8 protein-coding genes are annotated in these 13,766 nt (G+C 69.3%); 3 read left to right on the top strand and 5 right to left on the bottom strand.

The genetic code is table 11. From position 1 onward, the window contains the following. Positions 1 to 42: 42 nt before the first annotated feature. Positions 43 to 1,980 (bottom strand): acyl-CoA dehydrogenase family protein, encoded by a 1,938-nt coding sequence (locus tag ACN6LB_RS13160; RefSeq protein ID WP_445025957.1) that lies wholly within the window; start codon positions 1,978 to 1,980, stop codon positions 43 to 45. A 479-nt stretch (positions 1,981 to 2,459) separates the two neighbouring features. Between ACN6LB_RS13160 and ACN6LB_RS13165 the strand changes: the two genes are divergently transcribed. After that, positions 2,460 to 3,473 (top strand): LacI family DNA-binding transcriptional regulator, encoded by a 1,014-nt coding sequence (locus tag ACN6LB_RS13165; protein ID WP_356143910.1) that lies wholly within the window; start codon positions 2,460 to 2,462, stop codon positions 3,471 to 3,473. Between the two features lie 161 nt (positions 3,474 to 3,634). Further along, complete coding sequence (locus ACN6LB_RS13170) at positions 3,635 to 5,677, top strand: glycoside hydrolase family 31 protein (protein ID WP_445025958.1); 2,043 nt, start codon at positions 3,635 to 3,637, stop codon at positions 5,675 to 5,677. A gap of 61 nt (positions 5,678 to 5,738) precedes the next feature. On the opposite strand, the gene ACN6LB_RS13175 is transcribed toward ACN6LB_RS13170, so the two are convergent. The 4 genes from ACN6LB_RS13175 to ACN6LB_RS13190 all read right to left on the bottom strand — a co-directional run bounded on the left by ACN6LB_RS13175 (position 5,739) and on the right by ACN6LB_RS13190 (position 10,499). Then, entirely contained in the window at positions 5,739 to 6,452 is a 714-nt protein-coding gene (locus ACN6LB_RS13175) for a glycoside hydrolase family 12 protein (RefSeq protein ID WP_445025959.1), read from the bottom strand. 358 nt (positions 6,453 to 6,810) lie between these two features. Further along, positions 6,811 to 7,755 (bottom strand): carbohydrate ABC transporter permease, encoded by a 945-nt coding sequence (locus ACN6LB_RS13180; RefSeq protein ID WP_356143904.1) that lies wholly within the window; start codon positions 7,753 to 7,755, stop codon positions 6,811 to 6,813. Further along, positions 7,752 to 8,786 carry an ABC transporter permease gene (locus tag ACN6LB_RS13185; RefSeq protein WP_356143902.1) on the bottom strand — a complete coding sequence of 345 codons (1,035 nt, stop codon included), beginning with the start codon at positions 8,784 to 8,786 and terminating at the stop codon, positions 7,752 to 7,754. The genes ACN6LB_RS13180 and ACN6LB_RS13185 overlap by 4 nt, the downstream gene beginning before the upstream one ends. A 27-nt stretch (positions 8,787 to 8,813) precedes the next feature. Next, complete coding sequence (locus ACN6LB_RS13190) at positions 8,814 to 10,499, bottom strand: extracellular solute-binding protein (RefSeq protein ID WP_445025960.1); 1,686 nt, start codon at positions 10,497 to 10,499, stop codon at positions 8,814 to 8,816. Positions 10,500 to 10,872: 373 nt separating this feature from the next. Here ACN6LB_RS13190 and ACN6LB_RS13195 point away from each other — a divergent pair, with 373 nt between their 5' ends. After that, positions 10,873 to 13,722 carry a glycoside hydrolase family 3 C-terminal domain-containing protein gene (locus ACN6LB_RS13195; RefSeq protein ID WP_445025961.1) on the top strand — a complete coding sequence of 950 codons (2,850 nt, stop codon included), beginning with the start codon at positions 10,873 to 10,875 and terminating at the stop codon, positions 13,720 to 13,722. The last annotated feature ends 44 nt before the right edge of the window (positions 13,723 to 13,766 follow it).

Genomic DNA, 13,766 nt, shown 5'->3' on the forward strand with positions numbered 1-13,766 from the left:
CGTTTCACCTACGGGTGCAGAATTCGACGGATGAGGCCGGATTCACCGAATGGGTCGGTGGAGGTTGTCGTGTTTCGACGGTCCGGGCGTGGCGTCCGCGATCCAGGGGCCCTCGCCGGACGGGTCGATGATTCCGTGCTCCAGCCACTCGTAGGTGCCCGACAGGACGCCCTTGACCACCCTGCCGTCGAGGTCGTCGGTGTTGGTCCACAACCGGCCGAAGAGTTCGTCGACGCGGATGCGGGCCTGACGGCAGAAGACGTCGGCGAGTTGGTAGGCCTCGCGGCCGTGGTCCTCGGTGGTGCGCAGGAGTTCGGCACGGACGCAGGCCGCGCTCATCGCGAAGAGTTCGGCGCCGATGTCGACGATCCTGCCGAGGAATCCCTGCTTGGTCTCCATCCGGCCCTGCCAGCGGGACATGGCGTAGAAGGTGGAGCGGGCGAGCTTGCGGGCGGTGCGCTCGACGAAGCGCAGGTGCCCCGACAGGTCGACATGCCCGTCCGGGTGGAAGTCGCCGTACGCGCCCGGGAGTTGACCGGCTCCCGCGACCAGCTTCGGCAGCCACTTGGCGTAGAACAGACCGGCGCCCGCGCCCGCCTTGGCCTTGTCGGAGAGGGACTTCTCGGGGTCGATCAGGTCGCCCGCGACCGACAGGTGGGCGTCGACGGCCTCGCGGGCGATCAGCAGGTGCATGATCTCCGTGGAGCCCTCGAAGATGCGGTTGATGCGCAGGTCGCGCAGGATCTGCTCGGCGGGGATCGCGCGCTCGCCGCGGGCGGCGAGGGACTCGGCGGTCTCGAAGCCCCGGCCGCCGCGGATCTGCACGAGTTCGTCGGCCATCAGCCAGGCCATCTCGGAGGCGTACAGCTTGGCGAGCGCGCCCTCGATGCGGATGTCGTTGCGGTCCTCGTCGGCCATCTGCGAGGACAGGTCGAGAACGGCCTCCAGGGCGAAGGTGGTGGCCGCGATGAAGGAGATCTTCGCGCCGACCGCCTCGTGGTGGGCGACCGGCTTGCCCCACTGCTCACGCGCCGCCGACCACTCGCGGGCGATCTTCAGGCACCATTTGCCGGCCGCGACGCACGACGCGGGCAGCGAGAGGCGTCCGGTGTTGAGCGTGGTCAGGGCGATCTTCAGGCCGGCGCCCTCGGGACCGATGCGGTTGGCGGCGGGGACCCGGACCTGGTGGAAGCGGGTGACGCCGTTCTCGATGCCGCGCAGGCCCATGAAGGCGTTGCGGTTCTCCACGGTGATGCCGGAAGAGTTGGTCTCCACGACGAAGGCGGTGATGCCGCCCTTGTGGCCCTCGGACTTCGGGACGCGTGCCATGACGACGAGGAGGTCGGCGACCACACCGTTGGTGGTCCAGAGCTTCACCCCGTCGAGGACGTAGTCGTCGCCTTCCGGGATCGCCGTCGTGGCGAGCCTGGCCGGGTCGGAGCCCACGTCCGGCTCGGTCAGCAGGAAGGCGCTGATGTCGGTGCGGGCGCAGCGCGGCAGGAACTGGTCGCGCTGCTCCTGCGTGCCGAACAACTTCAGCGGCTGCGGTACGCCGATCGACTGATGGGCCGAGAGCAGGACACCGATCGCGGGGCTGGCCGAGCCCGCCAGCGCGAGTGCCTTGTTGTAGTACACCTGGGTGAGGCCGAGGCCGCCGTACTTGGTGTCGATCTTCATGCCGAGGGCGCCGATCTCCTTGAGACCGGTGATCACCTCGTCCGGGATCCGGGCCTCGCGCTCGATCAGGGCGCCGTCGACTTTCGTCTCGCAGAAGTCGCGCAGCTTGGCGAGGAACTCCTCACCGCGCTGTGCGTCGTCGTCCGGGGGCATGGGGTGCGGGTGGATCAGGTCGAGCCGGAAGCGGCCGAGGAACAGCTCCTTCGCGAAACTGGGCTTGCGCCAGTCCTGTTCGCGCGCGGCCTCGGCGACCTGTCGGGCCTCACGTTCCGTGACCGTGGGCTGATGGGGTGTTGCGGACATGAGGGTCACCTCGCCGCGAATAGGGATCTTGGGCCTGTACGTCGATCATGCGGATGTACGCCGATCCTGCGGACGTACGTTACCGACCGGTGCTACCCGATCGTATGTACCCGATTCGGGGCGACCCCACCAGTCCTCGCGCGCCGATCAGCCGATGCCCACCGAGGACGCCTTGATGTCCGGGCGGCTCGAAACGTGAAGGAAACGGGGACGGCGGTGTTGCATATGGGGTCCTTCCGGGGGACGGTTCGCGTACGTCCTTTCAGTGGATGCCGGGCCACGAAGAGGGTGCCGCGTACTTCGTCGCCGCCCGACCGCACCTACAAAGACGGCCGGAACTGTCGTACGGAAATTGATTGTCGAAGCGCTTCGACAACCTATGGACACCCACCACCCGTCGAGCTACTGTCAAGCCACCCTCACACCCGTTATCCGCAGCGCACTCTGTCGAAGCGCTTCACACACGCATGGAGAGCTGGATGGTCACCCTCGCCGAGGTCGCCCAGCACGCCGGAGTCTCGGCGAGCACGGTGAGCTATGTGCTCAGCGGCAAGCGGTCCATCTCCGCGGGTACCCGGCAGCGGGTCGAGCGGAGCATCCAGGAGCTGGGCTATCACCCCAACGCGGGCGCCCGGGCCCTGGCGAGCAGCCGGTCCAACATCATCGCGCTGATGGTTCCGCTCCGCACCGACATGTACGTCCCCGTGATGATGGAGATCGCCATCGCGGTGGCGACGACGGCCCGCGCGCACGGGTACGACGTACTGCTGCTCACCGGCGAGGAGGGTCCCGATGCCGTGCGCCGCGTCACCGGCAGCGGGCTCGCCGACGGGATGATCCTGATGGACGTCGAACTCGACGACGAGCGGCTGCCGTTGCTGCGCGGCACCGACCAACCGTCCGTGCTCATCGGTCTGCCCGCCGACACCACGGGGCTGACCTGCGTCGACCTCGACTTCGGCGCGACGGGGGCGCTGTGTGCCGAACACCTGGCGGTCCTCGGCCACCGTGACATCGCTGTCATCGGCGAGGCGCCCGCGGTGTACGAGCGGCACACCGGCTTCGCCGAGCGCACTCTCGACGGACTGCGCTCCCGCTCCCGGGAGTTGGGCCTGCGCGTGCTGCACCGCCCCTGCGAGGGCGGGTACGACGCGATGGCCGTGACCCTCGCGCGGGTCCTCGACGAACGCCCGAACACCACGGGGTTCGTCGTACAGAACGAGTCCGCGGTCGAGCCGCTGCTCGCGCTGCTGCGCCAGCAGGGCCGTGCCGTGCCCGAGGACGTCTCCGTGATCGCGATCTGCCCGGACCAGGTCGCCGTCCAGGCCTCGGTGCGGCTCACCTCGGTCGCCATCCCCGCGCAGGAGATGGGCCGGCACGCGGTGGAGCACTTGGTGGCCAAGCTCGACGAGCGCGGCAAGGACGAAGTCGTGCTGATCGCCCCGGAGTTGACCGTTCGAGCGAGTTCGGGACCGGCCCCTTCCGCGTCCTAGTCCGCACCCGCCGCCACCCCGCGAGGGCGGCTTCACCTCTCGCCCGCCCCGCCCGCCCCTCCTGAACCACGCGCCCGGCAGGCGGCACCCCTGCCTGCCCTCCGCTGCCTTCGTCTCCTCCGCCTGAGTTCCCTGCCTCGACTCCCTCAGGAGCACCCGCCGTGAATCTGCCTGCCGAAATCCAGCCTCAGGTCAGCCTCGCCCAGTCCTCCCCGACCCTCGGCACGTTCCGCGAGCGCGACGGCGCGCTGGAGTGGAGCGGCCGGCAGGAGACCGTCCGTATCGAGCCCTGGGGTCCTGACGCGGTCCGGGTCCGGGCGCGGCTCGGCGGCCCGGTGGTCGAGGGCCTGCCCGGCGCGCTGCTCGACGAGGCGCCCGCCGCCGCGGCCACCGTCAAGATCGAGGACGGCCGGGGAACGCTGACGGTCGGCGCGCTCACCGTCGAGGTCAGCGCCGAGGGCCTCGTACGGTTCGTGCGCACCGACGACGGAACCGAACTCCTCACCGAGGCACGCGCCCACTTCTGGTGGCCCGGCCCGCGCCTGTACACGCCGGTCGGCAACGGCTACCACCGCCTGGAGCAGCGCTTCGCCGCCTACGAGGGCGAGAAGCTGTTCGGCCTCGGCCAGCACCAGCACGGCCGTCTGGACCAGAAGGGCACGGTCCTCGACCTCGTCCAGCGCAACGCGGAGGTGAGCATCCCGGTCCTCACCTCCAGCCGCGGCTACACGCTGCTGTGGAACAGCCCGGCGATCGGCCGTGTCGAGCTGGCGGACAACGGCACGCGCTGGGTGGCGGACTCGGCGCGCCAGATCGACTACTGGATCACCGCGGGCGCCCCGGCCGACGGTCAGCGCCGCTACAGCGCCGTCACCGGCCGTACGCCGATGCTGCCCGAGTGGGCCGCGGGCTTCTGGCAGTGCAAGCTGCGCTACCGCACACAGGACGAACTCCTCGCCGTGGCCCGGGAGTACAAGCGGCGCGGCCTGCCCCTGGGCGTCATCGTCTGCGACTTCTTCCACTGGACGCATCTGGGCGACTGGAAGTTCGACCCGGCGGAGTGGCCCGACCCGGCGGCGATGCAGGCCGAGCTGCGGGAGATGGGCGTCAAGCTGGTCGTGTCGGTCTGGCCGTCCGTGTCACCGCTCTCCGAGAACCACCAGCTCATGGAGCAGCGGGGCCACTTCATCGGCACGCAGTACGGCCCGATGGCGCACGCCGACTGGCCCGACAAGGAGGTCGCCTCGACCGTCCAGGTCGCCTTCTACGACGCCACGAACCCCGAGGCCCGCGACTTCATGTGGTCGAAGGTCCGCGACAACTACCTGCAGCCGTACGGGATCGACGCCTTCTGGCTGGACGCCTGCGAGCCCGAGCTGAAGCCCGGCTTCCAGGAGAACCTGCGCTACTGGGCGGGCCCCGGCCTGGAGGTCGGCAACATGTACCCGCGCGAGAACGCCCGCACCTTCTACGAGGGCATGATCGCCGAGGGCGAGACGGAGATCGTCACGCTCAACCGCTCGGCGTGGGCGGGCAGTCAGCGTTACGGCGCGGCCCTGTGGTCCGGCGACATCGGCACGGACTTCGCGACGCTGCGCCGCCAGATCGCCGCCGGCCTCAACACCGCACTGTCCGGCATCCCCTGGTGGAACACCGACATCGGCGGCTTCCACGGCGGTGACCCGGACGACCCCGCGTACCGCGAAGTCATGGTCCGCTGGTTCCAGTTCGGCGCGCTGTCCCCGCTGATGCGCCTGCACGGCTTCCGCGACCCCGGCACGCCGCTGGGCCCGGAGATGACCGGCGGTCCCAACGAGGTCTGGTCGTACGGCGAGGAGGCCGGCGCGATCCTGGAGAAGTACCTGCGGCTGCGCGAGCGCCTGAAGCCGTACGTCCTGGACGTGATGCGCGAGGCCCACGAGGAGGGTCTGCCGGTGATGCGCCCGCTGTTCCTGGAGTTCCCCGCGGACCAGGCGGCCTGGTCGGTGGACGACGCGTACCTCTTCGGCCGGGACCTGCTGGTGACCCCCGTGCTGACGGCAGGCGCCACGGCCCGCACGACGTACCTTCCGGCGGGCGCCACGTGGACGGACGCGTGGACGGGGGCGTCGTACGACGGGGGCAGCACGGTCACCGTGGATGCCCCGCTGGACCGCATCCCGCTGTTCCTGCGGGACGGGGCGCGGCTGCCCGTGGCGGAGTAGCCACGCTCCCCGGACGGGCGGGGAGCCGCCCCGGCAGTCGGCCGGAACGGCTCCCCCTGGCTCAACTACTGCTGACCGTCAGGTTGTTGGTGGTGAAGTTGAGGCCGCCGGACGAGGACGTGATCTCGTAGCCGAACTGCACGTCTCCGATGGTCTCGTCGCCGAACCAGTGCTTGGTGTCCTTGATCCACTTGAGGATCGGCAGGATGTTCACGGTGCCGGAGGTGGAGTTGGAGGTGCGCACGAAGGAGAAGACCTCGTTCGCACCGTTGTTGCCCTTGTACACGGTCCAGGTGTGACCACCGAGCGTCAGGTTGCCCTGCGAGGCGCCGAGCGGCCCGACGGCGCCGGTCTTGTTGACCCAGAGCATGATCTCGTAGTCGTAGTCGGTGTCCCAGATGTCGTACGACGTGTTGTACGCACCGGAGGACGGGACGGAGACGTTGTAGCTGCTGCTGAGCGAACCGAGCGAGGTGATCGACTTGTTGACCACCTTCTTGGAGTTCGGGTACGACTTGATGCCACCGGTGTTGGGGTGGTTGGCGTTGACGCCCCAGTTGGTGCCGGAGTTGGCCCAGATGCACTGGCTGCCGGCGCCGGAGCCCCAGATGTTGTTGTAGAGGGTGTAGCCGTTCAGGCTGGTGTTGCCCCACTGGTCGCAGGAGGACCAGACCGCCGCGGAGGCGGGGGCCGAGGCGAGGCCGATGGTGGCGCCGAGGGCGAGTGCGGGAGCCAGCAGAGCCTTGGCGACCTTGCCCGACGTTCGTGTTGCCATGGTGTCCCTTCCATGGGTGGGGGGAAATTGCGGGTGCTACTGCGGCCCCGGATCGAGAACGCAGTCCTCTCCGGCGCGCAGGTCGAGAGTTCGCGCCCGGAGAAAGTCCGAAGGCCGGCACGGCAGGTGCGGCCCGGTGGTACGACGGCTGCGCGGGAGCGGGAGGGCTCGTTGTGACGTAGGGGGGAAGAGAGCCCCGTCAGCGGCACAAGGAACTGGGCGACAAGCCACGGCGAACCCGCCGCCGCGAACCGAGGGGGCACCCCCGTGGCTTTGGGACCGCCGCGGCCAACCGCCGGTCAGGAGCAGGTCGGCCGCGGCGGAGCTGTGAGGGCCGGGGAGAACGGGCGGGCGCGGGTCAGCCCTTGATCGCGCCGGTGAGCATGCCCTTCTTGAAGTGCCGCTGGACGAAGGGCGAGAGGACGGCGACCGGCAGCAGCGCCATGACCATGACGGCCATCTGGACGGCCAGCCCGGACAGCTGACCGGTCTTGATGGCCTGGCCCATACCGACGGGCGCCTGCTGCTTCTGGACGAGCTGGATCATGACGTTCTGCAGCGGCATCATGTCCTGGTCGTTGAGGTAGAGCGAGGCGTTGAACCAGGCACTCCAGTAGCCGACCGCGTAGAACAGCGTGATCACCGCGAGGACGGCACGCGAGAGCGGCATGATGATCTGCCACAGGATGCGGAAGTCACCGGCGCCGTCGATACGGGCGCTGTCGGTGAGCTCCGGCGAGATGCTCATGAAGAACCCGCGCAGCACCAGGATGTTGAAGACGCTGATCGCGCTCGGCAGGATCAGCGCGAGATAGCTGTCCATCAGACCGAGGGTCTGCACCAGCAGATAGGTCGGGATGAGACCGGCGCTGAAGAACATGGTCGCCAGCAGCAGCATCAGGATCCAGCGGTGGCCGAGCGAGCCGATGCGGGACAGTCCGTACGCGCACAGGACGGACACCGTCATCGAGAAGGCCGTGCCGACCAGGGTGATGAGGATGCTGATGACCGCCGCGCGGGTGACCTGGCCGCCGCTGAGCAGTTCCCGGTAGGCGATGAAGGTGATGCTCTTGGGCACCATCACCAGACCGCCGGCCTCGTCGATGGTCCTGCGCGAGGAGAGGCTGGTGACGATCACGATCCAGAGCGGGAAGAGGATCCCCACGCAGGCGAGGGTCAGGACCAGACCCTTGCCCGCCAGACCGGCCTTGCCGGGCTCCTCCTCCCACACCGGCCGGGGCGGCGCGGCCCACCGGCCGGGCTCGCGCACGGGCTCGACGGGCTTGTCGATGACGGCGGTCACTTCTTGTACACCCCCTGCTCGCCCATGAGATGGGCCACTTTGTTCGCGGCGAGGACCAGGCCGATGCTGACGACGCCCTTGACGAGTCCGGCGGCTGCCGCGTAACCGAAGTCCTGGTTGCGGACGCCGTTCCACCACACGAAGGTGTCCAGGACCTCCGAGGCGCCCGGTCCCACCGCGTCGCGTTGCAGCAGGATCTGTTCGAAGCCGACGGTGAGGGCGTCACCGACGCGCAGCACCAGCAGCAGGGCGATCATCGGGCGCAGCGCGGGCAGCGTGACGTGCCACATGCGGCGCCAGCGTCCCGCGCCGTCCATCGCGGCGGCCTCGTACAGGTCCGGGCTCACCGACGCCAGCGCGGCGAGGAAGACGATGATCCCCCAGCCGGCGTCCTTCCACACGGACTGCGCGGTGACCAGGAACTTGAAGGTGCTGGGGTCGGTCATGATGTCGAGGCCGTCGTAGCCGTGCTGGCGCAGCAGCTGCGAGAGCAGGCCGGCGCCGCCCAGCAGCTGCTGGAAGACCGAGATCACCAGCACCCACGAGAAGAAGTGCGGCAGATAGAGGACGGCCTGCGCGAAGGCCCGCACCCGGGGCCTGACCACGCTGTTGATGAGCAGGGCGAGCACGATCGGGATGGGGAAGAACAGCACGAGCTGGAGGAAGAACAGCACCAGGGTGTTCTGGACGGCGCTCCAGAAGGCGGAGTCCTCGAAGATCCGCTGGAAGTTCTCCAGACCCACCCAGGGGCTGTGCAGCATGGACATGACGCCGTTGTCGCTGATGTACGGGTCGTAGTCCTGGAACGCGACCACGTTGCCGAGGATCGGCACGTAGTTGAAGAGCAGGATCAGCACGACGGCCGGCAGCACCATCAGGAGCAGGACGCGGTCGCGTCTGAACCTGAGCCGCAGACTCAGCTTTCCCGGCCGTCGCGCGCGCCGGGGACCGGTGGCGCCGCCGGGCGCCACCGGGGTCTTCTCCGTTGTGTCGGCCTCGGCCCTGCTCCGAGGCACCGTGCTGTGGGACACGGCCGTTCTCCTCGCCTCGATGCCCGGTCAGTTGGCCGCGGAGCCGTTGTCGTCGAGGATCTTCTTGTACCAGTCGCGCAGCTTGTCGCCGCCCTTGCTCTTCCAGTCGGAGACGGCCTGCTGCATGTCGCTGATCTTCTTGCGGCCGCGGACGATGTCGTCCTCCAGCTGCTCGAAGTCGTTGGAGAGGTTGGTGTAGCGGTTCGGCTCGGTGATCTGCATGCCGTAGAAGGAGGACTTCTTGGTGAAGGCGCCCATCCGCTGCTGCCACTCGACCTGCCCCTTGGCGACCTCGGGGAAGTCGGGGTGCGCGATGGTGGCAGCGGGGCTCGCCACCATGACGAAGGCGTTCATCACGTCGATGTTGCCCTGGTCGGTCTTGGTGGGGACGCCGTCCTTGACGGTGTAGTGGGTGCCCTCCACTCCGTAGTTGGTCATCATGTACTCCTTGGTGCCGTACGGCGCCGCGGTGACGTTGGCGACGGCGAGCACGTCGCGGATGACCGACTCGGAGGCCTTCTTGTTGATGAAGGCGAAGATGCCTGCGGGCTGTTCGGCCCACATGGTGGGGTTGCCGCCGTCATGGCCCCAGACGTCCATCCCCCAGATCTTGAAGTCCGGGTTCTGGGTGGCCTGTTCGGCGGTGCGGCTCCACCACTGGGAGATGTTGTTGGGGTAGATGAGGAACTCGCCCGCCGCGAACTTGGGTCCCGGGTCGGGGGCGTTCTTGCCCATCTTGGAGTCCGGGTGGACGACCCCCGCCTCGAAGAGCTTGCGGGACCACTCCAGCGCTTCCAGGTACTCGTCGGTCTCGATGCGGTAGATGAGCTTGCCGTCGACCAGGTTCCAGCCGAGCGGCTTCTCGCTGCCGGAGAGCACTCCGAAGGCCTGGAAGGCGGTCCACTTCATGTCCAGGCATGCCCAGCGCTTGGCCTTGGCGTTGGTGATCTCCTTGGCCAGGGCCATGAACTCGTCGCAGGACTTGGGGAGTTCGTAGCCCTTCTTCTCGAAGATGTCCTGGCGGTACAGGGGCACGATGCTGGGGGCCCAGGGGGCCGGCATCGGCAGGCCGCGCAGCTTGCCGCCGAAGATGGAGCGCCGCCAGGCGTCCGTGGGGATCGCGGCGAGGTTCGGGAAGTCCTTGACCGCGTCGCCGGAGAGGTAGGGGCCGAGGTCGGCGAACTTGCTGATGACGGCGGTGGGTATCTTGCCGTTCATGTTCCAGCCGGGGACGACCACCACGTCCGGGACGTCGCTGGAGGCGAGCACCGCGCCGAGCTTCTGCTCGTAGGTGTTGCCGTCCTGGTTCTGCCAGGTGACGTCCACACCGGTGAGGGCGTTCATGCCCTTGTAGTAGGCGTTGCCGCTCTTGGGCGGGGAACCCCAGAACGGCGACATGATCGTGATCTTGCCGCCCTTGCCGAGTTTCTTCGGCACCGACGTCTTCAGCCCCGCGAGGTCCAGCTTGCTGGTGAAGCCGATCGCGGAGCCGTTCTTGGCGGGGATGTCCGGCGTCACCACATTGCTCGCGACGTAGGCCGGCAGGAGCTTCTTGGCGTCCTTGCCCGACGTGGTGCCGTCCCGCGAACCGCCGTCCGAACCGCCGCAGGCGGCGAGCAGCGGCATTCCCCCGGCCACGGCGGCCGCGGCGACCGCCGTGGAGGCGAGGAAGCTTCTCCGACTGGGAGCGGAGGGGGCGGAGTTCGGCGTCATTGCGTCAACCCTTCGTGGCGCACAGCAGGACACCCGGCGGAGGAGCCGTCGGCTGCGGTGTCTTGAGTGGAACTGGCTGAGCTGAAGCGGTCCTTCGACGCATACCGGGGCTTGCGCACCCCAGCCGGGCAGTTCGAGTAGTCGAAGCGCTTCGATGTTGCTGCGAGGTTAAGTGAACACCTGGGGGTGCACAAGACTCGCTCCCAACATTCCTCGGAGGTATGGAGGACTGGAGCAGTTCGGCCTGCCGCCTGAAATCACGGAGAGGAAACGGAGTTGTTGCGCCGAGGTCTCTTGACACCCACCCCTCAGTCGAATGAGCATCGAAGCGCTTCGAAAGAGTCTCCCCGCTCCATCGCAAAGGGATCCCCACGTGACCGCACAAACGCCGCCCACGCCGCCTTTCCGCGATCAGCAGCTGCCTTTCGCGAAGCGCATCGACGACCTTCTGTCGCGGCTCACGCTCGACGAACGGATCGCGCTCCTGCACCAGTTCGCGCCCGCGGTGGAGCGTCTGGGCATCGCCGCCTTCCGCACCGGTCAGGAGGCGCTGCACGGGGTGGCCTGGATGGGCCCGGCGACCGTGTTCCCGCAAGCGGTGGGCCTGGGCGCGACCTGGAACGACGATCTCGTACGCCGGGTAGGCGAGGCCGTGTCGACGGAGGTCCGCGCCATGCGGGCCCGCGACGACCGTGTCGGCCTCAACGTCTGGGCCCCCACGGTCAATCTGCTGCGCCATCCGCTGTGGGGCCGGGGCGAGGAGGGCTACTCGGAGGACCCGAAGCTGACCTCGGCCATCGCCACCGCCTACACCCGGGGCCTGCGCGGCGACCACCCGACGTACTGGCGCACGGCCCCCGTCCTCAAGCACTGGCTCGCGCACAACAACGAGACGGGCCGCGACGTCACGTCCTCCTCGGTCCGCCCGCGGGTGCTGCACGAGTACGATCTGCGCGCCTTCCGCGAGACGGTCGAGGCGGGCGCGGTGGCCGGTGTGATGCCGGCGTACAACCTGGTCAACGGCCGCCCCAACCACGTCTCGCCGTATCTGCGCGAGCATCTGCGCACCTGGACGGAGGAGGAGCTCCTGGTCTGCTCGGACGCGGGCGCCCCCTCCAACCTGGTCGACTCCGAGCACTACTTCGACACGCACGAGGAGGCGACCGCGGCGGCGGTCCTCGCCGGGGTCGACAGCTTCACCGACCACGGCACGGACAGCTCGAAGATCGTCGAACGTGTCCAGGGCGCCCTGGTCCAGGGCCTGTTGAGCGAGGCCGACATCGACGCGGCGGTCCGCCGTCAGCTCTCGGTCCGCTGCCGGCTCGGCGAGTTCGACCCGCAGGCGGACCCGTACGCCGGCGCCGCGGACTTCGACACCCCCGCGCACCGCGCCCTCGCACAGGAGGCCGCGGAGCAGGCGGTCGTCCTCCTCAAGAACGACGACCTGCTGCCGCTCGCGCCGGACACCCGTGTCGCCGTGGTCGGCCTGCTCGCCGACGAGTGCAAGCTCGACTGGTACAGCGGCTCGCTGCTGCACCGCTCCACCCCGCTCGAAGGCCTGTACGAGCGTTTCGGCGCCGACCGGGTCGACTTCGCGGAGGGCGTGGACCGCATCCGGCTGAAGACGTCGTCCGGTACGTATCTGAGGGTCCCGGCGGCCGAGGAGACGGCCGACGAGGTGCGCGGCGCCGAAGGGGCCCTCGACCCGGCGCTCCTCGCGGGCCGCACGGACCTGCCCCCGCTCACCGCCGACGCCACCGGCAGCGAACTCGCGCTGATCGACTGGGGCGAGGGCGTGCTGACGCTCCGCGCGCCCGACGGCCGCTACCTCTCGGTCGCCGACGACGGATACGTCCGCGCCTCGGCGGACCAGCCCGGCGGCTGGGTCGTCCAGGAGACCTTCCGCCTCGAACCCTCCGAAACCCATGCGACCGGCCACCTCCTCAAGCACCTCGGGACGGGTAGGCACGTCTCTGTCGCCGCCGACGGCGTGAAGGTTGCCGACGGGAACGCGGAAATCTTCGAGCTGGAGATCACGGAGCGCGGCGAGGAAGCGGTGGCCCGCGCGGCGGCCGCGGCGGACGTCGTCCTGGTCGTGGCGGGCAACGACCCGCACATCAACGGCCGCGAGACGGAGGACCGCACGACGCTGCGCCTGCCCGCCCAGCAGGAACGCCTGCTGCGCGCCGCCCGCACCGCGAACCCGAACACGGCCGTGGCCCTGGTCTCCGCGTATCCGTACGCGCTGGATGTCACGGACCTGCCAGCCGCCCTGTGGACGGCGCACGGCGGTCAGGCCGCGGGGACGGCGCTCGCCCGGGTCCTGGCCGGCGACGTCTCCCCCGCGGGCCGCCTCCCGCAGACCTGGTACGCCGCCGACGAGGACCTGCCGGACCTCCTCGACTACGACGTGATCGGCGCCCGGCAGACGTATCTGTACTTCGAGGGCACGCCGCTGTTCCCGTTCGGACACGGCCTGTCGTACGCGAAGTTCACGTACGGGAACCTCAACACCTCAGTGAACGGCGACCGGTTGGCGGTGTCCTTCACGGTCACCAACACCGGCGCCGTGCCCGCCGACGAGGTCGCCCAGCTCTACACCCGCGCCGTCGACCCCTCCGTGCCCCGCCCCCGCCGCGAACTCGTCGCCCACCGGCGCGTCCACCTGGCCCCGGGCGCCTCGGCGGACCTGACCTTCGAACTCCCGCTCTCCGCCTTCGCGTTCTGGGACGTGGCGCACGGCACCTGGCGGCTGGAGCCGGGCGGGTACGAACTTCTGGCGGGCGCGTCGAGCGAGGACATCCACCTCCGTACGACGATCGACCTCGACGGCACTCCGGGCACCCCGCGCCCGGTGCGCGAACTCGGCCTGGCGGCAGCCGACTTCGACGACCAGACAGGCACGGTGATCGTCGACCGTACAAAGGTGTCGGGCGACGCGATGACACCGGTGGACGGCGGCACGGGCGAACTGGTCTTCCGCAACTGCGACTTCGGGACCGGCGCCGGGCGTCTCACGGTCGAGGCGGCCGGCGAGGGAGTCCTGGAACTCGCCCTGGACGGCGGCGAGTCGCTGCTCACGGTGACCCTGCCGACCACCGAGGGCCCCTACGACTACCGCACGACCACCGTCGACACCGGCTTCACCGCCGTCGATGTGCACGACGTCCACCTCAGGCTGCGCGGCCCGCTGCGGCTCGCGCACGTCGGCTTCTCCGGTTGAGGGTCCGGAGGGGCCGGCACAGAGGAAGGGGCCCGGCACCGGAA

The sequence above is a fragment of the Streptomyces sp. SAS_270 genome, assembly GCF_052543295.1.